At 70.7% G+C, this 25347-nt stretch carries 20 protein-coding genes; 6 read left to right on the top strand and 14 right to left on the bottom strand.

Annotated elements, in window-relative coordinates:
• Window positions 1-45: 45 nt before the first annotated feature.
• The 9 genes from N5079_RS14240 to N5079_RS14200 form a co-directional block, all read right to left on the bottom strand.
• Window positions 46-1995 carry a VanW family protein gene (locus N5079_RS14240; protein WP_261584204.1) on the bottom strand — a complete coding sequence of 650 codons (1950 nt, stop codon included), beginning with the start codon at window positions 1993-1995 and terminating at the stop codon, window positions 46-48.
• Window positions 1996-2371: 376 nt separating this feature from the next.
• The gene (gatB, locus tag N5079_RS14235) at window positions 2372-3880 is read right to left on the bottom strand and encodes an Asp-tRNA(Asn)/Glu-tRNA(Gln) amidotransferase subunit GatB (RefSeq protein WP_261584200.1); all 1509 of its coding nucleotides are present in this window, start codon (window positions 3878-3880) and stop codon (window positions 2372-2374) included.
• Window positions 3873-4523 carry a DUF4276 family protein gene (locus N5079_RS14230; RefSeq protein ID WP_261584199.1) on the bottom strand — a complete coding sequence of 217 codons (651 nt, stop codon included), beginning with the start codon at window positions 4521-4523 and terminating at the stop codon, window positions 3873-3875. Before N5079_RS14230 ends, gatB begins: the two co-directional genes overlap by 8 nt.
• A complete protein-coding gene (locus tag N5079_RS14225) occupies window positions 4523-5821 on the bottom strand; it encodes an AAA family ATPase (RefSeq protein WP_261584197.1) in 1299 nt (432 codons plus the stop codon). The genes N5079_RS14230 and N5079_RS14225 overlap by 1 nt, the downstream gene beginning before the upstream one ends.
• Window positions 5822-5846: 25 nt before the next feature.
• The gene (gatA, locus tag N5079_RS14220; protein ID WP_261584196.1) at window positions 5847-7337 is read right to left on the bottom strand and encodes an Asp-tRNA(Asn)/Glu-tRNA(Gln) amidotransferase subunit GatA; all 1491 of its coding nucleotides are present in this window, start codon (window positions 7335-7337) and stop codon (window positions 5847-5849) included.
• A 37-nt stretch (window positions 7338-7374) separates the two neighbouring features.
• A complete protein-coding gene (gene gatC, locus N5079_RS14215; RefSeq protein WP_261584192.1) occupies window positions 7375-7674 on the bottom strand; it encodes an Asp-tRNA(Asn)/Glu-tRNA(Gln) amidotransferase subunit GatC in 300 nt (99 codons plus the stop codon).
• 129 nt (window positions 7675-7803) lie between these two features.
• The gene (locus tag N5079_RS14210) at window positions 7804-9888 is read right to left on the bottom strand and encodes a putative bifunctional diguanylate cyclase/phosphodiesterase (protein WP_261584187.1); all 2085 of its coding nucleotides are present in this window, start codon (window positions 9886-9888) and stop codon (window positions 7804-7806) included.
• A 339-nt stretch (window positions 9889-10227) separates the two neighbouring features.
• Window positions 10228-12417: an NAD-dependent DNA ligase LigA gene (gene ligA, locus N5079_RS14205; protein ID WP_261584180.1), complete on the bottom strand. Its 2190-nt coding sequence runs from the start codon at window positions 12415-12417 to the stop codon at window positions 10228-10230.
• Between the two features lie 608 nt (window positions 12418-13025).
• Window positions 13026-14051, bottom strand: a complete 1026-nt coding sequence (locus N5079_RS14200) for a methionine synthase (protein ID WP_261584178.1) — start codon at window positions 14049-14051, stop codon at window positions 13026-13028.
• 19 nt (window positions 14052-14070) lie between these two features.
• Between N5079_RS14200 and N5079_RS14195 the strand changes: the two genes are divergently transcribed.
• Complete coding sequence (locus N5079_RS14195; protein WP_261584177.1) at window positions 14071-14703, top strand: MBL fold metallo-hydrolase; 633 nt, start codon at window positions 14071-14073, stop codon at window positions 14701-14703.
• 48 nt (window positions 14704-14751) lie between these two features.
• On the opposite strand, the gene mnmA is transcribed toward N5079_RS14195, so the two are convergent.
• Window positions 14752-15837: a tRNA 2-thiouridine(34) synthase MnmA gene (mnmA, locus tag N5079_RS14190; RefSeq protein ID WP_261584169.1), complete on the bottom strand. Its 1086-nt coding sequence runs from the start codon at window positions 15835-15837 to the stop codon at window positions 14752-14754.
• Between the two features lie 236 nt (window positions 15838-16073).
• On the opposite strand from mnmA, the gene N5079_RS14185 reads away from it, so the two are divergent.
• Window positions 16074-17114, top strand: a complete 1041-nt coding sequence (locus N5079_RS14185) for a DUF695 domain-containing protein (RefSeq protein WP_261584164.1) — start codon at window positions 16074-16076, stop codon at window positions 17112-17114.
• 4 nt (window positions 17115-17118) lie between these two features.
• On the opposite strand, the gene N5079_RS14180 is transcribed toward N5079_RS14185, so the two are convergent.
• Complete coding sequence (locus tag N5079_RS14180; RefSeq protein ID WP_261584162.1) at window positions 17119-18273, bottom strand: cysteine desulfurase family protein; 1155 nt, start codon at window positions 18271-18273, stop codon at window positions 17119-17121.
• Window positions 18274-18377: 104 nt separating this feature from the next.
• On the opposite strand from N5079_RS14180, the gene N5079_RS14175 reads away from it, so the two are divergent.
• The 3 genes from N5079_RS14175 to N5079_RS14165 all read left to right on the top strand — a co-directional run bounded on the left by N5079_RS14175 (window position 18378) and on the right by N5079_RS14165 (window position 21280).
• The gene (locus N5079_RS14175; protein WP_261584160.1) at window positions 18378-18869 is read left to right on the top strand and encodes a TetR/AcrR family transcriptional regulator; all 492 of its coding nucleotides are present in this window, start codon (window positions 18378-18380) and stop codon (window positions 18867-18869) included.
• Between the two features lie 254 nt (window positions 18870-19123).
• The gene (locus N5079_RS14170; RefSeq protein WP_261584159.1) at window positions 19124-20365 is read left to right on the top strand and encodes an MFS transporter; all 1242 of its coding nucleotides are present in this window, start codon (window positions 19124-19126) and stop codon (window positions 20363-20365) included.
• A gap of 225 nt (window positions 20366-20590) precedes the next feature.
• On the top strand, window positions 20591-21280 hold the full coding sequence (locus N5079_RS14165; RefSeq protein WP_261584157.1) for a rhomboid family intramembrane serine protease: 690 nt from the start codon (window positions 20591-20593) through the stop codon (window positions 21278-21280).
• 96 nt (window positions 21281-21376) lie between these two features.
• Here N5079_RS14165 and N5079_RS14160 read toward each other — a convergent pair whose 3' ends face one another.
• Together N5079_RS14160 and N5079_RS14155 are read right to left on the bottom strand one after the other, a co-directional pair.
• Window positions 21377-22330, bottom strand: coding sequence for an electron transfer flavoprotein subunit alpha/FixB family protein (locus tag N5079_RS14160; protein WP_261584155.1), 954 nt, complete (start codon window positions 22328-22330; stop codon window positions 21377-21379).
• Between the two features lie 10 nt (window positions 22331-22340).
• Window positions 22341-23120 (bottom strand): electron transfer flavoprotein subunit beta/FixA family protein, encoded by a 780-nt coding sequence (locus N5079_RS14155; RefSeq protein WP_261584154.1) that lies wholly within the window; start codon window positions 23118-23120, stop codon window positions 22341-22343.
• 129 nt (window positions 23121-23249) lie between these two features.
• Between N5079_RS14155 and N5079_RS14150 the strand changes: the two genes are divergently transcribed.
• The gene (locus tag N5079_RS14150) at window positions 23250-23912 is read left to right on the top strand and encodes a DUF234 domain-containing protein (RefSeq protein ID WP_315967833.1); all 663 of its coding nucleotides are present in this window, start codon (window positions 23250-23252) and stop codon (window positions 23910-23912) included.
• A gap of 26 nt (window positions 23913-23938) precedes the next feature.
• Here N5079_RS14150 and N5079_RS14145 read toward each other — a convergent pair whose 3' ends face one another.
• Window positions 23939-25333, bottom strand: coding sequence for a serine/threonine-protein kinase (locus N5079_RS14145; protein ID WP_261584152.1), 1395 nt, complete (start codon window positions 25331-25333; stop codon window positions 23939-23941).
• Window positions 25334-25347: the final 14 nt, after the last annotated feature.

The following is a 25347-nucleotide window of genomic DNA, read 5'->3' as shown; positions in this document are numbered from 1 at the left end:
CGACCGCGCCGGCCTCGGGGCTTCGTGGCGCGTTGAGGACGAGGATCACTTGGCCGAGCAGACGACGGCCGCCTGAGGCTGGTACACGGTCGTGAACGTCTGGCGGTCCACGACCTTGCCGTCCCCCTGGAGGACCCGCGTCACCTCGGCGGTGAATCCGGGCTCCTCCGGCACCGGGACACAGCCCTTGCCACCGCCGTTCGTCGGCGGAAGATGGGTCACCCGGGTTTTAACCGGGTCGCGGAGCTCCACGTCGTACCGCTTGGTGCTCCACAGGACGACCGTGAGCGAGGTGTCCGTGGCGGAGGCCTGGATCAGCACGCCGTACGGCGAGTCGTTCTTCCACCGCAGGTCCGGTGCGGGATAGGAGACCGCCGCGTCCATGCCCGCCGGATACTGCGGCGCGTACACCTCTGGGGCCGTGTGCTCCACGTCCGCGAGCCCGGCGCGCATCACGGCGTTCAGCATCGTCGTGGCGACCTGCGACATCCCCGCCACGTCGGACCCGGCCCTCCCCCGGATCATGGTGGCGGTGACCCCGCCGGGGAACCCGGCGGCAGCGTCCCGCCTCCCCACGACCTCGTTGAACGAGAACGTCTCGCCCGGCTTGACCAGGTGGTTGTTCAGCGATCGGGCGGCGGCCTGGATGTTGGCCACGCGCGGCAGACAGCAGTCATAGGACGTCGTGAACCGGCCGGCTTCCTCCGTGATGCCCAACTTCAGCGCGTCCTCGTCGGTCACGGCCGGCTGCCCGTCCGTCAGGGTCACCGGCACCGTACGGCTCGGGCCTTCGACGGCCGCGAGGACGTCCGAGGCCAGCCGGCCGGTGTCCACCCGCTTGCCGGGCCTGCCATGGACCAGGCTGGGCCGGCCGCGCACGATGGCGAAACCGGCGTCACGTGCCGCCTGCTCGGGATCGACGAGCTGCCGTTCCAGACCGGCCACCGCCTTCGCGGCGTCGAAGTGGGGTCGCAGGGCATGGTCGTCCGGCGCGAAGGTGAGGCTCTCCGCGATGACGGCGGGGGGGATCTGCGCCGACCTGGTGCCATTGGTCAGCGTGATCGGCCCGGCGACCGCGTCCTTCGCCAGGGCCAGCGCGCGGTGCACCGCGCTCCGGGTCACCTGGGGAGCGTCCTTGACCATCGCGGCCACGACCATGACATCCGGGCTGAGGTACGCCTCCTCGATGTCGAGGGCGACGGCCGCCCGGTCGATCCTGTGTCCCGCCTTCGGATAGATCGGCACGGGGGTCAGTCCCTTGAACGCGACGCCACCCTCCTGCGCCGGGTTCTCGAGGAAGGCGGCGACGTCCTTGGACACGGCCGCCGCGAGCTTCTCCCGATCGACCGAGATCACGGGTTTGACCTCACGGCCGCCGGTGAGCGAGGCCCACACGTCCCCGGGGCTGGGAAAGCCGCTGGAGGCCTGCCGTACGGTGGCTTCCACGTCGAGTTGCAGGCCGGCGTCCTCCGGGTTCACCGTCAGCCGCCGAGCGCCCTGCCGCACGATGATGGGCGCCCTTATCTGGCCGTACAGCCTCTCGCGGAGGGTCAGCGTCGCCTCTGCTCTGGTCTGCCCCCCGATGTCGACGCCGAGGACCGTGGTGCCGGACAGCACCCGGCCGGCCATGGAGACGGCGGGTACGAGATAGAGGGCGAGAAGCAGCACGGAAAGGCCGATCAAGGCGTAGCGGCCCGTGCGGCTCTTCGGCTCCGGCTCTGGATCGAAGGCGACGGCCGGCTCGTCCTTGACCGTCGTCTCCGCCATGGGCCATGGCTCCACGGGCCGAGGGGGCGGCGGCAGGCTGCTCTGGCGCGGGATGCGCGCCGCGGCGGGCGCCGGTTGGGGCGAGCGATCACCGAAGATGTCGGCCGACACCCCGCGAGGAAGCGAGGCCGAGCCCGGACGCACCGGATGCTTCTTGGGCGGAGCGGGCGGAGGCACCGCCGCGAACGGATCCGTCGGCGGGTCGATGGACGCTCCGGCGTTCCGCACGCCTCGGTCTCCTCCGGCTCAAGGGCAACTCCGTTCAGTTAACCCTAAATCAGCCCCCATTGGATATGTCACAAAACAACGACCTTTAGAAGCATCCGAACTGGCAGAACCCCCGAATACAAAGGGGGCGCACCACATTCACACCTACGGCGGGCCCCATATCCCCCGAACACCAACAACCCCGAGCGTGATCATGCACAGGTTCCCGCGCATGCCGCACGGCGTGCGCGAACGCGGGCCGTGATCATGCACAGGTTCCCGCACATGCCGCACGGCGTGCGGAAACAGACGCCGTGATCATGCATGCGCGGGACCGTGACGGACGCGCAGGCGGACCTGATGGACATAAGCGGCGCAGTTACGGCCGTTACGAGAGTTACTCGGTCACGCCGAGCTTCTCGAGGATGAGCGCGCGGGCGCGGCCTGCGTCGGCCTTGCCGCGGCTGGCCTTCATCACTCCGCCCACGAGAGCGCCCGCGGCGGCGATCTTCCCGGACCGCACCTTGTCCGCCGCGTCGGCGTTGTCGGCCAGGACCTGGTCGATGATGGCCGACAGCTCGCCCTCGTCATTGACGATCCGCAGGCCGCGATTCTCCACGACGCCGTCCGGCGTGCCCTCTCCGGCGAGCACGCCCTCCAGCACCTGGCGGGCGAGCTTGTCGTTCAGCGCGCCCGAGGCCACCAGCTCGGTCACCCGGGCGACGTCAGCGGGCGTGATGGGCAGGTCCGCGAGAGCCGTACCGGCCTCGTTGGCCCGGCGGGCCAGCTCACCCATCCACCACTTGCGGGCGTCGGCCGCCGGAGCCCCGGCGGCCACAGTGGCCTCCACCAGGGAGATCGCGTCGGCGTTGTGCATCGCGGCCATGTCGAGGTCGGACACGCCCCACTCCGCCTGCAGACGCCTGCGCCGCAGGGACGGCAGCTCGGGCAGCGCGGCCTTCAGCGAGGCCACCCACTCGCGGTCAGGGGCGATCGGCAGCAGGTCGGGCTCCGGGAAGTACCGGTAGTCCTGCGCCTCCTCCTTCGACCGGCCGGACGTGGTCGTCCCGGTGTCCTCGTGGAAGTGGCGGGTCTCCTGGATGATCCGGCCGCCGTCGGCGAGGATGGCCGCCTGGCGCTCGATCTCGCCCCGGACCGCCCGCTCGACGCTGCGGAGAGAGTTGACGTTCTTGGTCTCGGTGCGGGTGCCCCACTTCGAGGATCCGCGCGCCATCAGGGAGACGTTGACATCGCAACGCAGGGAGCCCTCCTCCATTCGGACGTCGGAGACGCCGAGGGCGCGCATCAGCTCGCGCAGCTCCGTGACGTACGCGCGGGCGACCTCGGGGGCCAGCCGGTCGGTGCCCTCGATGGGCTTGGTGACGATCTCGACGAGCGGGATGCCGGCCCTGTTGTAGTCGACGATCGAGTAGTCCGCGCCGTGGATGCGGCCGGTCGCGCCGCCCACATGGGTGGACTTGCCGGTGTCCTCCTCCAGGTGGACCCGCTCGATCTCCACCCGGACCGTCTTCCCGTCCACCTCGACGTCCAGGTAGCCGTTGGTGCACAGCGGCTCGTCGTACTGGCTGATCTGGTAGTTCTTCGGCATGTCCGGATAGAAGTAGTTCTTCCGGGCGAAGCGGCACCACTCGGCGATCGAGCAGTTCAGCGCGAGACCGATCCTGATCGTGGACTCGATCGCCTGGGCGTTGGCCACCGGCAGCGAGCCGGGCAGCGCCAGGCAGACGGGGCACACGTGCGTGTTCGGCGGTCCGCCGAACGTGGTCGGGCAGCCGCAGAACATCTTCGACGTCGTGCCGAGCTCGACGTGCGTCTCCAGCCCCAGCACCGGCTCGAAGCGCTCCAGCGCCTCGTCGTACGGCATGAGCGTCGCGGTATCAGCCATATCGGAAACCTAGCTTCTCCAGTGCGTTGGTCATATCGGTCCACCAGCGGGCGAAAGCGGGCAGCTTCCGCAACCTGGCGATCTCTATCTGCTCTGCCAGCCGGTCGAAGAAATCCTGATGGAAATCTGTGTGCTGGTTCGGCTTGTACGTGCCCAAGGCTGCGGCGATCAGCCTGGCGAGGACATCCTTTGGATCCTGAAGCTCCTCGACGGACCCTCGTCCGCTGGCCATGATCTCAGTCATCACGCGTGAGGGCGGCGCGAGCACACGACTCAGCGCGTCGGGATCCGCGAGCGCCCACGCTTCCGCCTCGCGCACCGGGACGACGGCGACGAGCGGCTCGGGCGCCGAGGATCGCCGCCACGTCTCCAGCATCCGCTGGATCACGTCCTCCGACTTCGGCCGCGGAGCGCCGTCACGATGGAGCAACAGGACGTCGAACGTTCCGCGCACCCCAGCCGCGGCCTCAACGGCCGTAGAGGGCCGCTGGGTGTCCGCGTTCAGGCACAACACCGGCAGTACCTCGACGATTCCGTCGAACTCCTCGGCGCACAACTGCTCTATCGCCCGGCGGAGCAGCGGCGCCAGGAACCACTCGTCAGAGATGCCTTCCCTGACCAGAATGCAGCTCAGCGCACGCATCAGGCGCCTCGCGCGGCAACGCGGAACCGTTCGAGTTCCGCCTCGGCGACCACGGGGACACCGGAGGCGTCCCGCTGCGGCACCTCACCCACGGCGGCCAACCGCCGGGGTCTGGTGACCGCGCTGGGCGCGACACCGCCTCCGACACGGGTCGCGTTGTCCAGCAAGACGATCTCGTCACGAGGAACGACGTCCAGCAGCACGGGCGAATGGCTCGTCACGAGGACCTGAGCCCCAGCCTCGTCGTTCGGCGCCCGCCACGACCGCAGCCAGTCGCGGTCGTGCACCTCCTGACGCGTGATCTCGATGAGATCGCGAAGCCGCTCCGGGAACACACCGTTCTCGGGCTCCTCAACGGCGAGAAGACCTCGACGTCGCGGATCGTAGAGCGCGGCCAGCACCGCCAGGATGCGGAGCGTTCCGTCGGACGCCTGATCGGCCTCGAACCCGGTGTGGTGACGCGACGCGAAACGCAGGCGGACGTCACCCCGGTGCGGGTCGGTGACCAGATCGAAATCCGTGACCTCCCGCACCAAACGGGTCAGGCGGGCCTTGATGAGCGGGAGCACCCCCTCTGGGTGATCTTCGCTCACCGTCGCCTCCACAATGCCCTGGAGGTAGCCGGCCAGTCCCGCCCCGACCGGAGACAGGGTGACCTCGTGACCGAGAGGGCTGGGACGCGCCAATTCGGTCGGCTCCAGCCGTAGCACCATCACCGAGTTGAGCTCTTCAGCACAGATCGACCCTGGAACCCAGTCCAGATAGTTGTCTTCGTACTCGCCTACCTGACGCTCACGGTCGGGAATGAGGAGGTGGTCCCGTGATCTGGTGGCGACTTGCACCGCCGGAGGTGGAAATCGACGCCCGTTTTCGGGAAAGCGCGGAGAGCCGAACGGGGAGAAGACCTCCGACACGACTCGAAGCACCTCTCGCCGCGGCTGGGGCACGAGACGCAACTCGACTTCGTAGCGCCAGGAGGTCGGGAAGTATCCCGCGTCCTCCTCTGGCGACCGGGCGTCGAGATCCTCCCGGGAAAGCGAGAACTCCAGCGCGAAGCGCATCCGATCGACCACAGTGCCGTCGGCCCTGCGGTGAAAAAGTGATGTGGCGTCGCCCCGTGCCGATACCACGGCGTCCAGGAGGCGATCCCCTCGGGCCACCGCCGCCGCGAACACCAACGCGTCGAGCAGGTTGGACTTCCCGCTCGCGTTCCTCCCGATGACGGCGAGGAACGGCGGCACGTCGAGGGCGAAGTCCAGGAAGGACTTGAAACCGTCGATTTCGATGCGGGTGATCATGCCGCCGTTCCTCCCCTCTACAGCTCTACAGGGCCGGGGCCTTGGCGAGCAGCGGGCCACCCCAGCGGCCCTCGAAGGCCCGCTCGACGGCCGCGCCCACGCGGTAACACCGGTCGTCGCCGAGGACCGGGGCCATGATCTGCAGACCGACCGGCAGGCCGTCCTCGTCGGCCAGGCCGCACGGCACCGAGATCGCCGCGTTGCCCGCGAGGTTGCTCGGGATCGTGCACAGGTCCGCGAGGTACATCGCCATCGGGTCGTCGGCACGCTCACCGATCGGGAACGCCGTCGTCGGCGTCGTGGGCGAGATCAGCACGTCGACCTGGTGGAACGCCGCCTCGAAGTCACGGGAGATCAGCGTGCGGACCTTCTGCGCCTGGCCGTAGTAGGCGTCGTAGTAGCCCGACGACAGCGCGTAGGTGCCGAGCATGATGCGCCGCTTGACCTCGGGACCGAACCCGGCGGCCCGGGTGAGCGCCATGACCTCCTCGGCGCTGCGGGTGCCGTCGTCCCCGACGCGCAGGCCGTACCGCATGGCGTCGAAGCGGGCGAGGTTGGACGAGCACTCCGAGGGCGCGATCAGGTAGTACGCCGGGAGCGCGTAGCCGAACGTCGGGCAGGAGACCTCGACCACCTTGGCGCCGAGCGACTCCAGCAGGTCGACGGCCTCGTGGAACCGGGCGAGCACGCCCGGCTGGTAGCCGTCCCCGCCGAACTCCTTGACGACGCCTACCCGGAGCCCGGCCACGTCGGCCTGGCGGGCGGCCTCGACCACCGGCGGCACCGGCGCGTCGATCGAGGTCGAGTCGAGGGCGTCGTGCCCGGAGAACGCCTCCTGGAGCAGCGCCGCGTCCAGCACGTTGCGCGCGAACGGCCCCGGGGTGTCCAGCGACGACGCGAAGGCGATCAGCCCGTAGCGGGACGATCCGCCATAGGTCGGCTTCATCCCCACGATGCCCGTGACCGCGGCCGGCTGGCGGATCGAGCCGCCGGTGTCGGTGCCGGTGGACAGCGGCGCCTCATAAGAGGCGACGGCGGCCGACGAGCCGCCCGACGAGCCACCGGGGATCCGGGACAGGTCCCACGGGTTGTGGGTCGGCCCGTAGGCCGAGTTCTCCGTGGAGGAGCCCATCGCGAACTCGTCCAGGTTGGTCTTGCCCAGGATGACCAGCCCGGCCTCGCGGAGACGGCGGGTCACGGTCGCGTCGTACGGCGGGCGCCAACCTTCGAGGATCTTCGATCCGGCGGTGGTCGGCATGTCGGACGTCGTGAAGACGTCCTTGTGCGCGATCGGCACGCCCGCCAGCGGGCCGAGCTTCTCGCCCCGGGCGATGCGCTCGTCGACCGAGCGGGCCTGCGCGAGCGCCGACTCGGCGTCCACGTGCAGGAACGCGCTGACCTTGGAGTCGACCTCGGTGATGCGGTCCAGGTGGGCCTGGGCGACCTCGACGGCGGACGCCTCGCCGGAGGCGATGAGCTTCCCGAGCTCGGCGGCGGTCTTGTGGATCAGGCTCATGCGGACTCCTCACCCATCAGAGTGAAGGCTCGGTGGCTCATGCTTCCTCCCCGAGGATCCGCGGCACGCGGAAACGGTCGTCCTCGACGGCCGGGGCGCCCGAAAGGGCCTCCTCCGGCGTCAGGCTGGGCCGTACCTCGTCGGGACGGAACACGTTGGTCAGCGGCAGCGCGTGCGAGGACGGCGGGATGTCGTCGGCCGCGACCTCCGCGACGCGGGCGACCGCGCCGACGATCTGGTCGAGCTGGGCGGCGAAGTGGTCGAGCTCCTCGTCGGCCAGCGCCAGCCGGGACAGCCGGGCGAGGTGAGCGACCTCGTCGCGGGTTATGGCGGACATGAGTCGTCGAACCCGTTTCGTGGATGGAGATTGGACTTTCCCATCCTAGGGCTCGTCTCCGAGCGCGACCGACTCATTAGGCCCCGTCACCAAGCCGGGTCATTCAGCCCTGTCGCCCAGCCGGGTCGTTCAGTGCGGCGCGAGCCGTACGTCGTCGTCCGCGCGGGCGGTGAACGCGGGGCTCAGGCGGGAGCGCAGCCAGACGGTGGTCTCGGCGGCGGGCATGGGCTTGGCGAGCCACCAGCCCTGGCCGGCGTGGCAGCCCATGTCGCGCAGGCGGGTCGCGATCTCCGCGTTCTCGACGCCCTCGGCGACCGACCTCAGGCCGAGCGAGCGGACCAGATCGATGATCGAGCGGACGATCCGCTCGTCGTCGGCCGACTCCCCGAGCCGCCGGATGAACGAGGCGTCGATCTTCACCTCCGACACCGGCAGCCGCTGGAGGCGCACCAGCGACGAGTATCCGGTACCGAAGTCGTCGAGCGAGAGCTGGACGCCCAGCCCGGAAAGCGTCCGGATGGTCTCCGCGCTGTAGGCCTGGTCGGTCATCAGGATGCGCTCGGTGACCTCCAGGACGACGGCCTCCGCGGGCACTCCGAGCTTCGCCAGCCCGGCTTCGAGCTGGTCGGGAAGGCCGGAGTCGAGCAGGTCGCGGGCCGACACGTTGACCGAGACCGGCACGGCGAGCCCGGCGTGCCACCAGTCGGCCGCCTGCTCGAGCGCCTTCTGGATCACGTGCTGGGTGATCTCGCGCATCAGGTAGGACTGCTCGGCGAGCGGGATGAACTCGACCGGCGAGACGGGCCCGCGGACCGGATGCCACCATCGCAGGAGCGCCTCCACCCCCTCGACCTGGCCGTTGCCGAGGCTGACCTTGGGTTGGTAGTGAAGGTCGAGCTCGCCGGCGTCGATGGCCCTCCTCAGGTCGCCGAGCAGGCTCAGCCGCTCGGGCGAGTTGCGGTCCTTGCCCGGGAGGTAGAACTCGACGCCCGTACGACCCTCCTTGGCGAGATACATGGCCACGTCGGAACGTTGCAGCAGCAGCTCGAAGTCGGGCGCGTGGTCCGGGTAGAGCGCGATGCCGATCGAGGCGTCCAGGTCGAACGTCATGCCCTCCAGGCGGACCGGCTCGGTGAGCGCCACCCGCAGCCGGGAGGCGACCTCCTTGGCCGCGTGCGCGTCCCTGATGGACGGCAGGAGCACGGCGAACTCGTCGCCGCCGAGGCGGGCCACGACGTCCCCCGGGCGCACGCTGTGGGTGAGGCGGTGGGCGACGATCTGGAGCAGCCGGTCCCCCACCGGGTGGCCCAGCGTGTCGTTCACCTCCTTGAACCGGTCGAGGTCCAGGAGCAGCAGGCCGACCCGCTCGTTCGGCCTCGCCTCGGCCAGCGCCTCCTCGGTCCGGAGGATCAGCATCTTCCGGTTGGGCAGGCCGGTGAGCCCGTCGTGGGTGGCCTGATGATCACGGCGCAGCGACAACGTGGCCGTGAAGTGGACCGCCGTGAGGGGCGCGACGAACAACGGCACCAGGGCCGACGAGTGCGCCATCACGACGGCGACCAGGGGCGCGAGGCCGAGGAGCGCGCCATAGACGAGGGCCTGCGGCCCGATCGACGCCTTGACGACCCGGAGCACCGGCCTGCGCTCGTGCAGCGCCACCGCGGAGCAGACCAGCGACGCCCTGACCGCGAAGTAGGCCGAGCCGGCGAGGACGATGGCCGGGATGTCGACTCCGTCCGGCGTCCAGGGCGAGACGGGCCGCGGATGGATCCCGAACGCGCCGAGGGCCACGGCGGCGGCCGTGCAGGCCAGCGTCACCTGCCCCATGTTGAACATCACCCGATGCCAGGACCTGCGATGGACCAGGCCGCTCACGATCACCGCGACCGCCTGCAGCAGCGCGGCCGTCGGCAGGCCGTAGTGCATGAGCACGGCGAAGGTGAACATCGCCGACATCGGGGTGCCGCCGACCAGCGTCGAGGAGCTGACCATGACAGGCCGGAGCTCCCCCAGCACGACGAGGACGGCCAGCATCCAGAACAGCGGCGTCCGCCCCATCTCCGCCAGCTCGGCCAGGCCCAGCCGTACCTGCGCGACGACGAGCGCGGTGAAGCCCACGGCGATGACCGCCGCGAGATAGGCCCACAGGGGCGACCCCGGGCGTGGTCCCGTGTCGCGGGTGTCGGTCGAGCCCGCGGTCGCGGAAGGGGACATGAGGGACACAGCAATCTCGGGAGCCGGCACGAGACCCCGGGACAGACCGATCCCCGAAGCCGGCATGAGACTGCGAAAAGAAGCCGTCATAGGTAAGAAACCCCCCAAGAGGTCACTATGGGAGGGTACGGCCTCTGGGCCACTTCGCGAAACCGATTGGGCACGGTCCGTTACGGTAGATTTCAAAAGATCAGTCGACATGGCGGCTGATATCAAGACGAAATGACGGCATGAGAAGCCATCACGCCTGGTCCTCACGCCTTCGCCGTCGAGCCACGGGCGTCTCGGAAGCCCCGGTCGGCGAAGGACCGCCACCCGGCAGCGGGAGCTGGGAGCGGGCTATTCCTCGGGCTTGACGGCTACGGCTTGGGCGGCTTCCGGGCCCTGGTCGAGGAGAGTCTGGAAGCCCTGCTCGTCGAGGACGGGGACGCCGAGCTTGACCGCCTTGTCGTACTTGGAGCCCGGATTCTCCCCGACGACCACGAAGCCGGTCTTCTTCGACACCGAGCTCGTCACCTTGCCGCCCCGGCTGGTGATCGCCTCGCTCGCCTCGTCGCGGCTGTAGGCAGCCAGCGTGCCGGTGACGACGAACGTGAGGCCCTCCAGCGTGCGAGGACCCTGATCGGCGGGCGGCTCGTCCGCCATCTTGACACCGGCGGCCCTCCACTTGTCGACGATCTCGCGGTGCCAGTCGACCTCGAACCACTCCCTGATCGTGGCCGCGACCCGGGGACCGATGCCTTCGACAGCCGCCAACTCCTCCTCGGACGCGGCGGCGATGGCGTCGAGCGACCGGAACTCGTCGGCCAGCGCCCGGGCGGTCGGCGGACCGATGTGGCGGATGCTCAGCGCGACCAGCACCCGCCAGAGCGGCTGAGTCTTGGCCTTATCGAGCTCCTCCAGCATCTTCTCGGCGTTCTTGCTGGGGACGCCGGCGATGGTGGCGAAGAACGACACGATCTTCGGCTCGCCGGTCTCGGGATCGGTCTTCGGGAGCCCCGTCTCGGGATCACGCACGACCGACTTGATCGGCAGCAGCCGGTCGACCGTGAGGTCGAACAGGTCCGCCTCGGTGCGGAGCGGCGGCTCCTGCGGCGGTAGCGGCTGGGTGAGCGCGGTGGCCGCCACGTATCCCAGGCCCTCGATGTCGAATGCGTTGCGCCCGGCCGCGAAGAAGATCCGCTCGCGGAGCTGAGCAGGACAGGCACGCGCGTTGGGACACCGCAGGTCGGCGTCGCCCTCCCGCTCATAGGCCAGCTCGGTGCCGCATTCGGGGCAGTGCGTCGGCATCACGAACTCGCGCTCATGTCCGTCGCGGAGATCCGCGACGGGCCCGACGATCTCCGGGATGACGTCGCCCGCCTTGCGCAACACGACCGTGTCGCCGATGAGCACGCCCTTGCGCACCACCTCGGAGGCGTTGTGCAGGGTGGCCCGCTCCACGGTCGATCCGGCGACCACGACCGGCTTCATCACACCGTACGGTGTGACCCGGCCGGTCCTCCCCACGCCGACCTGGATGTCGAGCAGCTTGGTGGTGACCTCCTCCGGCGGGTACTTGAACGCGATCGCCCAGCGGGGCGCCTTGCTCGTGGAGCCCAACTGCCGCTGAACGGCGATCCGGTCGACCTTGACCACCACGCCGTCGATCTCGTATTCGGGGTCGTGGCGGTGCTCGCGGTAGTAGGCGATGAAGTCGCGGATCTCGTCCAGGGTGTCGACGACCTTGTAGCGGTCGCTGACGGGGAGGCCGAAGGCCGCGAGCCGGTCGTAGGTGTCCGACTGGGCCGTGGGGGGCTTCGCGCCCTCCCACTTGCCGAAGCCGTGCACGATCATCCGGAGCGGCCGCTGCGCGGTGATCCGCGGGTCCTTCTGCCGCAGGGAACCGGCGGCCGAGTTGCGCGGGTTCGCGAACGGTTGCCTGCCCGCGTCCATGAGCTGCTCGTTCAGCCTCTTGAAGCCCTCGACGGGGAGGAAGACCTCGCCGCGCACCTCCAGCAGGTCGGGCACATCGTCCCCGGTCAGCCGCTGCGGCACGTCACGCAGGGTGCGGACATTGGGCGTGACGTCCTCGCCGGTGCGCCCGTCACCCCGCGTCGCGGCCCGGACGAGCCGGCCCTTCTCGTAGACGAGCGCCACGGCCAGCCCGTCGATCTTCAGCTCGCAGAGATAGGGACCCGGATCGGCTTCGATCAGCCGCTCCGCTCTCGCCTGCCAGCCCGCCAGGTCGGCGTCGTTGAACGCGTTGTCGAGACTCTCCATCCGCTGGAGGTGCTTGACCGCGGCGAACTCGGTCGAGATCGGCGCCCCGACCTTCTGCGTCGGCGAGTCGGGAGTCCGCAGGCCGGGATGCTCCTCTTCGAGCGCCCGGATCTCCCGCATCCACGTGTCGTACTCCGCGTCGCTCGCCGTCGGCGAGTCGAGGACGTGGTAGCGCCAGTTGGCGTCCTCGATCAGCTCCGCCAGCTCCGCGTGCCGCTCCCGCGCCGCGGACGGCGCTCCCTCCAACTCGTTCAGCCGATCGCTCACGTCGCCCGTCTCCCCTCGTCAACGACCCAGAGAAACCGTATCGCCGACCACCGACATCTTCCCTCCCGCATCGTGCCAAGGGTCTGTACGGCCCGGCTTCCCGTCCGAGTCGCGGGGCCGTCGCGGGGCCGTCGCGGGGCCGTCGCGGGGCCAAGGAACGACCGGAGCCGCGCCTCCCGGCGCAAGCCGTACCTCTCGCGGAGCCGCACCTCCCGGCGCAAGCCGTACCTCTCGCGGAGCCGCACCTCCCGGCGGGAGCCGCACCGAGGACGATGCGCGGCTCCCGCGATCAGAGGCGATCCGATCCAGGAGTACGGCAGGCCGCTTGCGGCCGGCTTTCATCCCCGCTGAACGGGAACGATCGCGGGGCTCAGCCGCCCTGGGACCAGACGCCCTCCCATCCCGAGCACCTGCCGGTGACCTTGGCGGCGGTTCCCCGGCAGACCTTGACCTTGGCGAAGAGCATGTAGCCAGCGTTCACCCGGAACGCGCGCGGCGTCGACTGCGAGCAGTTCCTGAAGGTCGCCGTCCGGTACTTCCCGTGGTCCGCCAGCCACTTGATCTTCGCCCACGAGCAGGTGCGGGCGCTTGGGATGAGCTGGGACGGCCTACTCGCGTGGGTCGTCCCGGAGCACGCGCGCCGCCTCCCGGCACGCGGCGAGCGCCGCCCGGGCGTACTTCGGAGAGGCCCCGGCGAGTCCGCATGCCGGGGTGAGCACGACCTGCTCGGCGAGCCGCGCGGGAGCGAACCCGAGCCGCCGCCACAGCTCGACCGCGGGCTTGGCGACCACTCCGACGTCGGGCAGGCGGCTGTCCGTGCCCGGCACCACTCCGAGGAACAGCGCCGTGCCGGCCTCGATCGCCTCGCCGATCCGGTCCTCGTCCGCGCGCCGCAGCAGCGACGCGTCGAGGGAGATCCCGCGCGCGCCCGCCCTATGGAGCACCCGGAAGGGCACGCCCGGCGCGCAGCAGTGCACGATCGGGAACACCCCTGCCTCAGCGGCGGCGGCAGGCGCGAGGGCCGACAGGACGGTGCGGAGCCGTTCCGCCGCGATGGCGGGCTCGACGGCGGCGAGCCGCCCGAAGCCGGACGCGGTCGGCACGGTCCCCGCGAGCACTCCCGGCAGCCCCGGCTCGTCGAGCTGGACGACCAGACGGGCCCCCGGAACCCTGCCCCGGACGTCCGCGACGTGCTGGGCCAGCCCTTCAGCCAGGGACTCCACCAGGTCACGTACGGCTCCCGCGTCCGCGAGCACCTTGTCGCCGTACCGCAGCTCGATCGCCCCGGCGAGCGTCCACGGGCCACACGCCTGGATCTTCAGCGGCCCCTCGTACCCCTGGGCGGCCTCCTCCAGGCCGTCGAGATCGCGGCGCAGGTGGTCATAGGCCCGCTTGGCGTCGCGGCCCGGCCGGTCGGTGAGCCGCCATCCGGAGGGCTGGACCTCGACGGGCAGCTCCACCAGCAGCGACGCGCCCCGGCCGATCATGTCCGCGCCGACTCCCCTGGCCGGAAGCTCCGGAAGGTACGGCATGGGCAGCTCGCCGAAGGCCACCTGGAGCGCCTCCAGATGGTCCTCGCCGGGGTACGACCCCACACCCGTGGCCGTGGCCCCGTCCCAGGGAAAGTCATTCACAAGGTCTAGCTTAGGGAACATGAAACTCACCAAACTCGGGCACGCGTGCTGGCGGCTGGAGAAGGACGGGTCGACGCTCGTCATCGATCCGGGGAAGTTCAGCGGGGAGTCCCTCCTTGAGGGGGCCCGAGCGGTGCTGATCACGCACGAGCACTTCGATCACGTCGACGTCGAGCAGCTGAGTAAGGCAAGCTCCGGCCTGGAGGTGTGGACCTGCCAGGCCGTGGCCGACCAGCTCGGCGACATTCCGGCGAAGGTCCAGGTCGTGCGGGACGGCGACGCCTTCACCACCGCGGGATTCGGCGTGAGGGTGATCGGCGAGTGGCACGCCCCGACTTATCCCGACGCGCCGATCATCCAGAATGTGGGCTTCCTGGTGGATGAGGAGGTCTTCTACCCCGGCGACGCGTTCACGCCGCCCGGTGTGGAGGTGCCCACCCTGCTGGTCCCGACGACCGCCCCCTGGCTCAAGCTTCCCGAGTCGATCGAGTACCTGCGCCAGGTCCGCCCGGCCCGCGCGTACTCCACGCACGACGGCCTGGCCAACGACATCGGCCTGATGCTAATCGACAGCTGGCTCGGCATGGAGGCCGAGAAGCAGAAGACCGACATGCGCCGCATCCCGGTCGGCGACTCCGTCGAGCTCCCGTAGGACCCGATCAGGACCCGATCAGGACCGATCAGGACCGATCAGGACCGCTCAGGCCGCCGAGGCGATCGTGGCGGAGCCGATGACGGTGTCGCCGTCGTACAGGACGGCGCCCTGGCCCGCCGCGACTCCCGTGGCGGGGGCGTCCAGCTCAATGTGCAGCGAGTCGCCCGAGAGCTGGGCGCGGCAGCCGTACACCTCGCCGTGCGCGCGCAGCTGCACCGTGCAGGTGATCGGCTCGTACGGCTCCCGCACCGGGCCGTTCCAGATGGGCCGCTCACCCACGATGCTCAGGACTTCCAGGGACGTCCGGGGCCCGACGGTGACCGTGTTGGAGACCGGCTCGATCGACAGCACGTAGCGAGGCCGTCCGTCGGCGGCCGGACGGTCGATGTGCAGGCCCTTCCTCTGCCCGACCGTGAAGCCGTAGGCGCCCTCGTGGCTGCCGACGACCTGCCCGGTGAGCGCGTCGACGATCGGCCCCTCGGCGGCCCCGAGCCGCTCCGCGAGGAACGCCCGCGTGTCGCCGTCCGCGATGAAGCACACGTCGTGACTGTCGGGCTTGTCCGCCACGGTCAGCCCACGGCGGGCGGCCTCGGCGCGCACCTCCGCCTTCGTGGAGTCGCCCAGCGGGAAGATCGCGTGCGAGAGCTGCTTGCGGGTGAGCACCCCGAGCACGTACGACTGGTCCTTGCCCTCGTCCACGCTGCGCCGCAGGACACCGTCGGAGAGCCGGGCGTGGTGTCCGGTGGCGACGGCGTCGAAGCCGAGCGCCAGCGCCCGGTCGAGCACCGCCTCGAACTTGATCTTCTCGTTGCAGCGCAGGCACGGGTTGGGTGTGCGACCGGCGGCGTATTCGCTGACGAAGTCCTCGACCACGTCGCGGTGGAACCGTTCGGCCATGTCCCAAACGTAGAACGGGATGCCGATCACGTCGGCGGCCCTGCGGGCGTCGCGGGCGTCCTCCAGCGTGCAGCAGCCGCGGGCGCCGGTGCGGTAGGACTGGGGATTCGACGACAGCGCGAGGTGAACGCCGGTCACGTCGTGACCCGCCTCGGCGATCCGGGCGGCGGCCACGGCGGAGTCCACGCCACCCGACATGGCGGCGAGCACGCGAAGCCTCTGTGTGGGACTCATAACCCTTTGAGATTACCCGTACGGCGGGCAAGGCGGCTCAGCCTCGTCAGGCATTCAGGGACATCCGCATGATCACGCCGCGTGTAGTCGCTCCTCACGCACCCGAGCCGGGAACATGTGCATGATCACGTCAGGAGGAGCGGCCGATCAGAGCGCTTCTCAGGAATGTGTGCATGATCACGCCGGGGGCGGGTCGCGTTGGCACTGGGTGGCGCGGCCTGGGAGGATGCGTGGTCATGCGACTGTTCGGGCGCAAGAGCGAGCCGGTGGAGCCGGCGGAGGCCATCGACGACTTCTGGACCTGGTGGCGGGAGACCCGTCCCCGGATCGACGCGCATGTCGAGGCGGAGGAGGCGGAGGCGCTCGCGGAGCTGATCGGCGGCGCCGTCACCGCCCTCCACCCGAACCTCGTCTGGGAGATCGCGCCGGGCCGTACGGCTCAGCATGCCCTGGTGGTGAGCGCCTCGGGCGATCCCGAGCTGCGGTCCTTCGCCCACAGGTGGGCGCTCGCCGCGCCGACGGCCGACGACCTCTGGGAGTTCCACCCTTCCCGCCAGGCCAACCCGCAGGCGGTCGAGCTCGCGGTCGACGTCGGCGGGCGGGAGTTCGGGCTGGAGGGGCTGGTGCTGGGCCTCCGCGTCCCGCCCGGCACGCCCCGCGTGGACGTTTCCGCCTTTCATCCGATATTTCCGGATATCGATGACGAGACGCGGATGGAAGCCACCCTCATGGCCCTCGACTGGCTGCTCGGGGAGGACGAGGTGGCCCGGTGGGTGGGCGACATCGTCGCGGCCGAGTTCGAGCCCATCGACGCCATCCCCGCGGTCCACCTGCCGGCCGTGGTCGCCGACGTGGCCGCCGGTTTCAAGGACGAGCAGTGGGCGCTGCTCGAAGGCCAGACGGCGACGGGCGGGCGCCTGATCGCCGCCGCGCGCTATCCCCTCCGCCCGGTCGACTACCCGCTGTTCGACCAGCACATCACGATCACGGTGCCGTACGAGCACTCCGACGAGGACGGGCTGCCCTCGGGGGCCTCACTCCAGACCCTCCGCGACTTCGAGGAGCGGCTCGCGGGCCGCCTGGGCAAGCTGGGCTCGGCCGTGCTGGCCGCCCATCTCAGCGCAGAGGGCAACCGGGTGCTGCACGTCTACGCCGACCCGTCGGGCGACGCCGCGCTCGTGCTGAAGGAGCTCGCCGGGACCTGGCAGGAGGGCCGCCCGCGCGTGGACGTGGAGAGCGACCCGTCCTGGAGCGCGGTCGCGCCCTTCCTTACCTAACGGCTCAAGAGAGGCCCGCGCGGCGGGCGCGCTCGACGACGTGGCCGATGACCTCGGCCACGCGGTCGACGTCCGCCTCCGCCGAGGTGTGGCCCAGGGAGAAACGCAGCGAACCGCGGGCCCGCGCCCCGTCCTGCCCCATGGCCAGCAACACGTGGGACGGCCGCGCCACGCCGGCCGAGCAGGCGGATCCGGTCGAGCACTCCACGCCCTTGGCGTCCAGCAGCATGAGCAGCGCGTCGCCCTCGCAGCCCGGGAACGAGAAGTGCGCGTTCCCCGGCAGCCGCTCGACGGGGTGGCCGTTGAGGATCACGTCCGGAACGGCCTGCCGTACGCGGCCGATGAGGTCGTCGCGCAGCACGGACAGCCGCGCGGCGGTGGCCGGGCGGCGCTCCACCGCGGCGTGGACGGCCGCCGCGAACCCGGCGATGGCCGGCGCGTCGAGGGTGCCCGACCTGATGTCACGCTCCTGGCCTCCGCCGTGGAGCACGGGCACCGGGTCCACTCCGCGGGCCAGCAGCAACGCCCCGGTCCCGATGGGGCCGCCCACCTTGTGCGCGGAGACGGTCATGGCGTCGACGCCCGACTCCGCGAACGACACCGGGAGCTGGCCGACGGCCTGCACGGCGTCGGTGTGGAACGGGATGCCGTGGTCGTGCGCGATTGCGGCCAGCACGCGGACCGGCTGGACGGTCCCGACCTCGTTGTTGGCCCACATCACGCTGACGAGCGCGACGTCGTCCGGGTCGCAGGCGATGGCCGCACGCAGCGTGTCGGGGTGGACGCGCCCGTGCTCGTCCACCTCCAGGAGCTCGACCTTCGCGCCGTGGTGGTCCCCCAGCCAGTACGCCGGGTCGAGAGCGGCGTGGTGCTCCACCGCGCTGATCAGGATCCTCGGCCGCTTCCTCGCCCAGAACAGGCCCTTGATGGCCAGGTTGTCGGCTTCGGTGCCGCCGGCCGTGAACACGACCTCGCTCGGCCGGGCGCCGAGGGCGCACGCGATGGTCTCGCGGGACTCCTCCACCACCCTGCGGGTGCGACGGCCGGTCGCGTGCAGGGACGAGGCGTTGCCGACCTGACCCAGATGTGCGGTCATGGCCTCGATCGCCTCAGGCAGCATCGGCGTGGTCGAGGCATGGTCCAGATACGCAGTTCCCACGGCCCCTCCCAGACTTTGCCCGGCGAACCAAGCGTATCCGTGCCGCGGAACCATGCCATCCCCGGATTGGACGACTCAACCGTCCAGACGGTACAGTAAAGTCCATGAGGAGGGATGAGCTACTTGACGCAGCGGAATGCCTGCTGGAGGACCAGGGGGCCCAGGGTCTGACCCTGGCCGCGGTCGCCCAGCGCGCCGGCGTCAGCAAAGGTGGCCTCCTCTATCACTTCAGCAGCAAGGAAGCCCTGATCAGGGCCATGATCGAGCGTCTGATCGCAGAGTTCGACGCGCTCATCGAGGCCCAGCGGGAGAGCACCTATACGAGGGCCTACCTCAAGGCGACCTTCGAGGCCGTCGGGAGCGGCCGGCTGCGACGGTGGGCGGTGGTCACCGGCGCGGCCGGAGACCCGGAGCTGCTCGTGCCGCTGCGGGACGCGATGGCCAGATGGCACCGCCACGGCCTGGATGACGAGCCCGACCCGACGATGTCCCAAATCGTCCGCCTGGCGTGCGAGGGCGTCTGGGAAGTCGCCACTCACTGTTCGTCGATCGTCGACTACGCCGAGGTCCGGCGCCGGCTGCTCGACCTGCTCTGACTCTGTCCTGGTGGTCGCCCTATCCGGCTCAAGGCCGGAAGGGCGACCTGCTGTTGTCTGCCCGCTTCACCCGACTCGAAAACCCTGAAACCCCGAAACCCCGAAACCCCGAAACCCCCAAACCCCCGAAACCCCGAAACCCCGAAACCCCCGAAGCCCCCAAACCCCCGAAACCCCGAAACCCCCGAAACCCCGAAACCCCCGAAACCCCCAAACCCCGAGAACCCTCGGACGCCCTTGGAAAGGAACCCGTGATGACCCGCGCCCTGAGGACGGCACGTTTCGGCGCCATCCTCACCTTCGTTCTGGCCGGCCTAATGTGTGGGACGTTCACTGTGCGCCTTCCGGCGCTGGCCGACAAGCTCCGGTTGTCGGAGTCGTCGGTCGGCGTCGCCCTGCTCGCCTGGGGGCTCGGCGCGCTGCTCACCATGCAGGTGATGCGCGTCGTCATGGCGCGGGTCGGCAGTCGCGGCGCCCTCCGGGCCGGAGCCCCCCTCTGCGCCGCGGCGCTGGCGCTCGTCGCCTTCGCGCCGTCCTTTCCGGCCGTGATGGTGGCCGCGACCCTCTTCGGCATGGCCTTCGGCGCGGTGGACGTCGCCATGAACGCCCAGGGCTCGGTGGTCGAGCGCGCCTACGGCCGGTCGCTGATGAGCGGCATGCACGCCGGCTGGTGCGTGGGCGCGATCTCGGCGGGTCTCCTGGGCACCGCGGCCATCGCCGCCGGGCTGTCCCTCACCACCCACCTCACGGTCATCGCCCTGGTCTCGCTGCCGCTGGCGCTCGCCCTCAGCCGCACGTACCTGCCGGACGGCCGCGCCTCCCAGCCGGATTCCGCCGCCTCCCGGGCGAAGGCCCCGCGGGCGAGACTGCCGCGCGGGGTGTACCTGCTCGGCGCGATCACGTTCGGCGCGTTCATGGTCGAGGGCGCCGTCGCCGACTGGAACGGCCTCTACCTGCGCGGCACGCTCGGCGCCTCCGAGGCGCTCGCCGCGCTCGGGTACCCGGTGTTCGAGGCCGGCATGCTGATCGCGCGGCTCTCCGGAGACCGGCTTCGCGACCGGTACGGCGCGCGCGGCCTGATCGTGGCCTCCGGCGCGGCCACGGCCGCCACGTTCCTGGTGATCATCGTGGCGCCGTCGGCCCTGGCCGCCGTCGCGGGCATGTTCTTCGTGGGGCTCGCGGTGGCGACGATCTCGCCGATGGCGCTCTCCCTGGCGGGCACCGCCACGGCCGACCCCGGCCCGGCGATCGCCCAGGCGGGCGCCATGGGATACGCGGGCCTGCTGCTGGGCCCGGTCGTGATCGGGTTCCTGTCGTCGGCGACGTCGCTGCGGGCCGCCCTGGTGACCGCCGTCGTCCTCGGCGTCCTCGTCGCCGTGGTCGCCCGGCTCCTCCCGAGGTCCCGTACGGCCCCGCTCGCGCTGGAGATCCGCAGGGAGACCTCCCTCACCGAGAAGGACGGCCTGGAGACGGACCGGCTCCCTCTGGCGGCCTGACCCCGGCGCACGTGTCCCGGCCGCGGAACCTCACGGATGGGAAGCGGGTCGTCGCGCGGGTCCGGTAGCGTCGCGGATCCGGTCCGCGGCTCCAGGGCGGCTCCAGGTGCGACTTCAGGTACGACTCGAGGCACGCCGTTCAAGCGGCGGGTGTGACATTTGTCCTGCCGAAGCACGGACATCGCGTTCTCCCGCCGCGGGAGGCGGTGCGGCAAGCTCGAACACGTGAAGATTCAGCCGCTCCCCCGCGTCACCGTGATCGTGTTCCTGATCACGGCCGTGCCCAGTCTGCTGCAGCTCTTCTTCCCCTCGTTGCTGACCGCCTTCGAGAGAGACCCGTCTCTCGTCGGCTCGGGCCAGTGGTGGCGGCCGGCGACCTCTCTCGTGGTCCAGGACGGCGGCCTGATCGGCACCGCCTTCAACCTCGTGAGCCTGGCCGTTCTGGGCCTGCTGGCCGAGCGCGCCCTCGGTCCGGCGAGGTGGCTGGCGCTCTACCTGGGCGGGGCCGTCGCCGGGCAGGTGGCGGGCATGCTGTCCGGCGCCACGGGAGCGGGCAACTCGATCGCGGTGTGCGGCCTCGCCGGGGGCCTGCTGGCCGCCTTCGCGCTCTCCCGGGCCGACCGTATCGCCGGCTCGGCGGCCGCCTTCTATTCCGTGGTGGTCCTCACGACGGCGTTCGGCCACTCGGCCGCCGGGCTCATCGCGACAGTGGCGGTCTCGACGGCGGGAACGCAGCTCATCGCCCATCGGGAGCGGCTCCCGCGCTGGGTGTTCCCGCTGCCGGGGCTCGCCGCCGGGGTCGTTCTCTCCGCCCTCGGCGACCTGCACGGCCCGCCGCTGCTCGCCGGCCTCGTCATCGGGGCCGTCCTCGCCCGGGCGGGCTCCCCTCGCCCCGAGGTCCGTACGGCCGGCTGAGGCGGGACGTGGGAGAACGGCGCGAGAGCCGTACGGGACCGGGGCAATGCCGGAGCGGCGCCGCACGGAAGGTGCGGCGCCGCTCCGGGGTGCTGCCTACTTGCGCTTCTCGACCTCTTCGGTGAGCTGCGGGACGATCTGGAACAGGTCGCCCACGACACCGAAGTCGGCGATCTCGAAGATCGGCGCCTCGGCGTCCTTGTTGATCACCACGATGGTCTTCGAGGTCTGCATGCCGGCCCGGTGCTGGATGGCGCCGGAGATGCCGGCCGCGATGTAGAGCTGCGGCGACACCGTCTTGCCGGTCTGGCCGACCTGGAACTGGTGGGGGTACCAGCCCGCGTCGGTGGCGGCACGCGAGGCGCCGACCGCCGCGCCGAGGGAGTCGGCGAGCTTCTCAATGATCGAGAAGTTCTCGCCGGAGCCCACTCCGCGGCCACCGGAGACCACGATCGCGGCCTCGGTGAGCTCGGGGCGGGCGCCCTTCTCCTGCTTGACCCGCTCGACGACCTTCGCGGCGCGCGCGGAGTCCGAGAGGGCGACGTCCACCTTCTCCTCGGCGCCCGCGCCGGCGGAGGCCGCGGGAGCGGTGGAGTTGGGGCGCACCGTCACGATCGGCGTGCCCTTGGTGACACGGCTCCGCACGTTGACGCCGCCGCCGAAGATGGACTGGTCGGCGACGAAGCCCTCGCCCAGGCCCACCGCGTCGGTGATCACGCCGGAGTCGGTCTTGATGGCCAGGCGGCCCGCGACCTCCTTGCCCTCGGCCGTGGCGGCGACCAGCACGGCCGCCGCGGACCTCTCCGACACGAGCTGGGCCAGCAGCTCGGCCTTCGGGGCCACCACGTAGCCGGCGATCTCCTCGCTGTCGGCGACGTAGATCTTGTCGGCGCCGTATTCGGCGAGCTTGGCCTTGGCGGCATCCGAGTAGCCGGGACCGGCCCAGACCGCCGAGGGCGCGCCCAGCGAACGGGCCAGCGTCAGCAGTTCGAGGGTGACCTTCTTGACGTCACCGTCGACGTGCTCGACGAGAACCAGAATCTCACTCATCCCTAGCCCCTCAGATGAACTTCTTCGACGCGAGGAACTCGGCGGCCTTGGCGCCGCCGTCGCCCTCGTCCTTGACGACCGTGCCCGCCGCGCGGGGCGGAGCGGCGGCGAACTCCACGACCTCGCTCCAGGCGCTCGCCAGGCCGACCTGGTCGGCGGCGATCTCCGCGTCGGCGATGCCGAGCGTCTCGACCGGCTTCTTCTTGGCGGCCATGATGCCCTTGAAGGACGGGTACCGCGGCTCGTTGATCTTCTCGACCACGGACACGACGGCGGGAAGCGAGGCCTCCACCTTGTCGTAGCCGTAGTCGGTGACGCGCTCGATCGTGACGGCGGACCCGTCGATGTCGACCTTGCGGGCCAGCGTGAGCTGCGGGGTGCCGAGGCGCTCGGCCAACATGGCGGCGAGCACTCCGGTGCGCGCGTCGGTGGACTCCGAGCCGAGGATGACCAGGTCGAACCCGATCTTCTTCAGCGTCTGGGCCAGGGCGTAGGAGGTGGACAGCGCGTCCGAGCCGTGCAGGGCGTCGTCGACCAGGTGGACGGCCTTGTCGGCGCCCATCGCCAGTGCCTTGCGGATCGTGTCCGTGGCCTTGCTCGGACCCATGGTGAGGACGGTCACCTCACCCCCGTGGGCCTCCTTGATCTTCAGCGCCTCTTCGACCGCGTATTCGCACAGCTCGTTGATGACGCCGTCCGCGGCGTCGCGGTCGAGCGTCTTGTCATCGGACCTCAGCTTGCGCTCGGTCGCCGTGTCGGGGACCTGCTTCACGCAGACGACGATGTTCATGGCCGGTGGCCGACCTCCCCTTTCAGTACGGCTGACGCCGCGGTTCTTGATACGTGCCCGTGGGGTACGGACACGTGCTGCAAGACTGCCAGGTGCTCGTAAGCGTAATGACAGCGGGTGGCCCGGGTGATGCAGCGCTCCCTGGTCCCCCACGCCATGTTACCCATGAGTAGCTTAGGCGCAAACCCCCGGTCACGTACGGCCCGGGCCAGTGACGTAGCCCATACCCGAAACCATGCCCGAAGCCCGTATCCGAAGCCCGGGGCCGGCCCACCGAAAGTCCCGCCGCGCTCCACGATACCGAACTATGTTCCAGATCCAACCCCTCCCCCCACCCGCCGGCTGTTTACCGACCCAGATGTCGGCGCGCTGTCCCGCGACCTGCCGGAGATCGACAGAGGGCTCGGGGAGACGGTGCTTCCCGTGCTCATGGCGTCCCTGGACGACCACATGGGCGACCCCTGGGAGAACGCCTTCCGCGACCACCTCAGGCACCGCGCACGGGAGATCGGCCCCGAGGTGGTCGCCATCGGCCCATGGTGGCTGGGGGACGGACAGCACCAGATCGACGCGGTGGCGCTCAGCGGCAGGTCGAGGACTCCCGTCCTCGTCGGCGAGGCGAAATGGGCGGAGAAGGTGAACGCCGGCCGGCTCAAGGCGGACCTCGCCTCCAAGGCGGCCCACCTGACCAGGACCCCTGGGGACCTCCGCTACGCCGTCGCCGCCAGGCAGACCATCGTCAACGCGGACGCGGAGACCCTCTGTGTCACCGCCGCGGCGGTCTTTCCCTAGGTCTAACTGAAGATCTGGCTGGGGGTCTAGCTGGCGAAGACGAGGGCGATGAGGAGGAACAGGACGGTGCCGACGGCGAAGAGGAGGGTCGTGGTGCTGAACAGCGTGCTCAGCAGGGCCCAGACGGCGACGACGCCGACTCCGCCCATGGCGTCCACGATCACCCGCGACCGCGACTTGGCCAGCAGGCCGAGCCCCACGTCGATCACGACGACCGTGCCGTACAGCGCGAGCAGCAGGAGCGAGACCTCCGGCAGGTAGCGGCGGGCGGCGGCGGCGAACAGGCCGACGACCACGCTGGAGCCGAGCACCCAGCGGCGGTGCAGCTTCGCGCGATGCCGGGCCCGGATGGCCTCGATGGACCGCTTCCTGTCGCCGGGCCGCCACTCGCGGGTGCGCGGCTCGCCGACCGTTCCCGTGACGGTCGGCTCGGCATCCCTGGGGCGATCGAGCGGGGGACGATCGAGGGGGTGCGGTCCGGCCGGCGGAACGGACCCGGCGTAGTGCGCGGGGTTCCCCCAGCCCGCGGGCTCGAAGTGGTCCGCGTAGAGCGGCAGATCGATCGGCTTCGCCCGCTCCCGGGGGCGCTCCTCAGCGCGTCGCTCGGAAGGCGGCGGGGCGACGACGCCGAGACGCGCGGCGAACTGCGGGGCCGTCGGCCGGGCGGCGGGATCGGTCCGCAGGCACTCCGCCAGCAGCGGGCCGAGCCAGGAGGGGACGCCGGACAGGTCCGGCTCGCGGTGGACGACCCGGTAGGCGATCGCCGCCGCCGGTCCGGTCCCGTACGGCTGCCGCCCCGACGCCGCGAAGGCCAGGGTCGCCGCCAGGGCGAACACGTCCGACTCCGGCCCGGCGTCGTGGCCTTCCAGCACCTCCGGGGCCAGGTAGCCGGGGGTGCCGACGACCGCCCCCGACGCCGTGACGGAGGCGGACTCCAGCGCGCAGGCGATGCCGAAGTCGATCACGTACGGCTCGCGGTCGGCGATGATCACGTTGGCGGGCTTGAGGTCCCGGTGGACGACCCCGGCCCCGTGGATGCACTCCAGAGCCTCGGCCAGGCCGCGCACGAGCCGTACGAGGTCGTCGTCGCGGACCGGGCCTTCCGAGGCGATCACCGTGCTGAGCGCGCGACCCTGGACGTAACGGGTGACGATGTACGGCCGGGGCCCGGTCAGCGAGGCGTCGAGGACCTCTGCGATGTGCGGGCCGCGCACCCGCCGCATGGTCTCGACCTCGCGAGCCAGCCGGGTGAGCGCGAAGGCGTCGGAGGCGACGTGCGGGAGGAGCACCTTGACCGCGACGGTGTGTCCTTCGGGATCGAGAGCGAGATGGACCTCCCCGAATCCGCCCGATCCGAGCGGCGACAGCAGGCGGTAGGGGCCCAGGGTCGCACGGGGTGGCACGTGTTCCGACGGACCCATCCCGCTCCCCTTTC

This window comes from Planotetraspora sp. A-T 1434 (assembly GCF_025420585.1).
Taxonomy (GTDB): Bacteria; Actinomycetota; Actinomycetes; order Streptosporangiales; family Streptosporangiaceae; genus JAOEGB01.
This window is presented reverse-complemented; position numbering and strand designations above follow the sequence as displayed.

Excerpts from the sequence above, each read along its gene's own strand:
- gatB (WP_261584200.1), bottom strand. The coding sequence starts at position 3,880 with ATGGCTGATACCGCGACGCTCATGCCGTACGACGAGGCGCTGGAGCGC.
- N5079_RS14230 (WP_261584199.1), bottom strand. The coding sequence starts at position 4,523 with ATGCGTGCGCTGAGCTGCATTCTGGTCAGGGAAGGCATCTCTGACGAG.
- N5079_RS14225 (WP_261584197.1), bottom strand. The coding sequence starts at position 5,821 with ATGATCACCCGCATCGAAATCGACGGTTTCAAGTCCTTCCTGGACTTC.
- gatA (WP_261584196.1), bottom strand. The coding sequence starts at position 7,337 with ATGAGCCTGATCCACAAGACCGCCGCCGAGCTCGGGAAGCTCATCGCC.
- gatC (WP_261584192.1), bottom strand. The coding sequence starts at position 7,674 with ATGTCCGCCATAACCCGCGACGAGGTCGCTCACCTCGCCCGGCTGTCC.
- N5079_RS14210 (WP_261584187.1), bottom strand. The coding sequence starts at position 9,888 with ATGTCCCCTTCCGCGACCGCGGGCTCGACCGACACCCGCGACACGGGA.
- N5079_RS14195 (WP_261584177.1), top strand. The coding sequence starts at position 14,071 with ATGAAACTCACCAAACTCGGGCACGCGTGCTGGCGGCTGGAGAAGGAC.
- mnmA (WP_261584169.1), bottom strand. The coding sequence starts at position 15,837 with ATGAGTCCCACACAGAGGCTTCGCGTGCTCGCCGCCATGTCGGGTGGC.
- N5079_RS14185 (WP_261584164.1), top strand. The coding sequence starts at position 16,074 with ATGCGACTGTTCGGGCGCAAGAGCGAGCCGGTGGAGCCGGCGGAGGCC.
- N5079_RS14175 (WP_261584160.1), top strand. The coding sequence starts at position 18,378 with ATGAGGAGGGATGAGCTACTTGACGCAGCGGAATGCCTGCTGGAGGAC.
- N5079_RS14170 (WP_261584159.1), top strand. The coding sequence starts at position 19,124 with ATGACCCGCGCCCTGAGGACGGCACGTTTCGGCGCCATCCTCACCTTC.
- N5079_RS14160 (WP_261584155.1), bottom strand. The coding sequence starts at position 22,330 with ATGAGTGAGATTCTGGTTCTCGTCGAGCACGTCGACGGTGACGTCAAG.
- N5079_RS14155 (WP_261584154.1), bottom strand. The coding sequence starts at position 23,120 with ATGAACATCGTCGTCTGCGTGAAGCAGGTCCCCGACACGGCGACCGAG.
- N5079_RS14150 (WP_315967833.1), top strand. The coding sequence starts at position 23,250 with ATGCAGCGCTCCCTGGTCCCCCACGCCATGTTACCCATGAGTAGCTTA.
- N5079_RS14145 (WP_261584152.1), bottom strand. The coding sequence starts at position 25,333 with ATGGGTCCGTCGGAACACGTGCCACCCCGTGCGACCCTGGGCCCCTAC.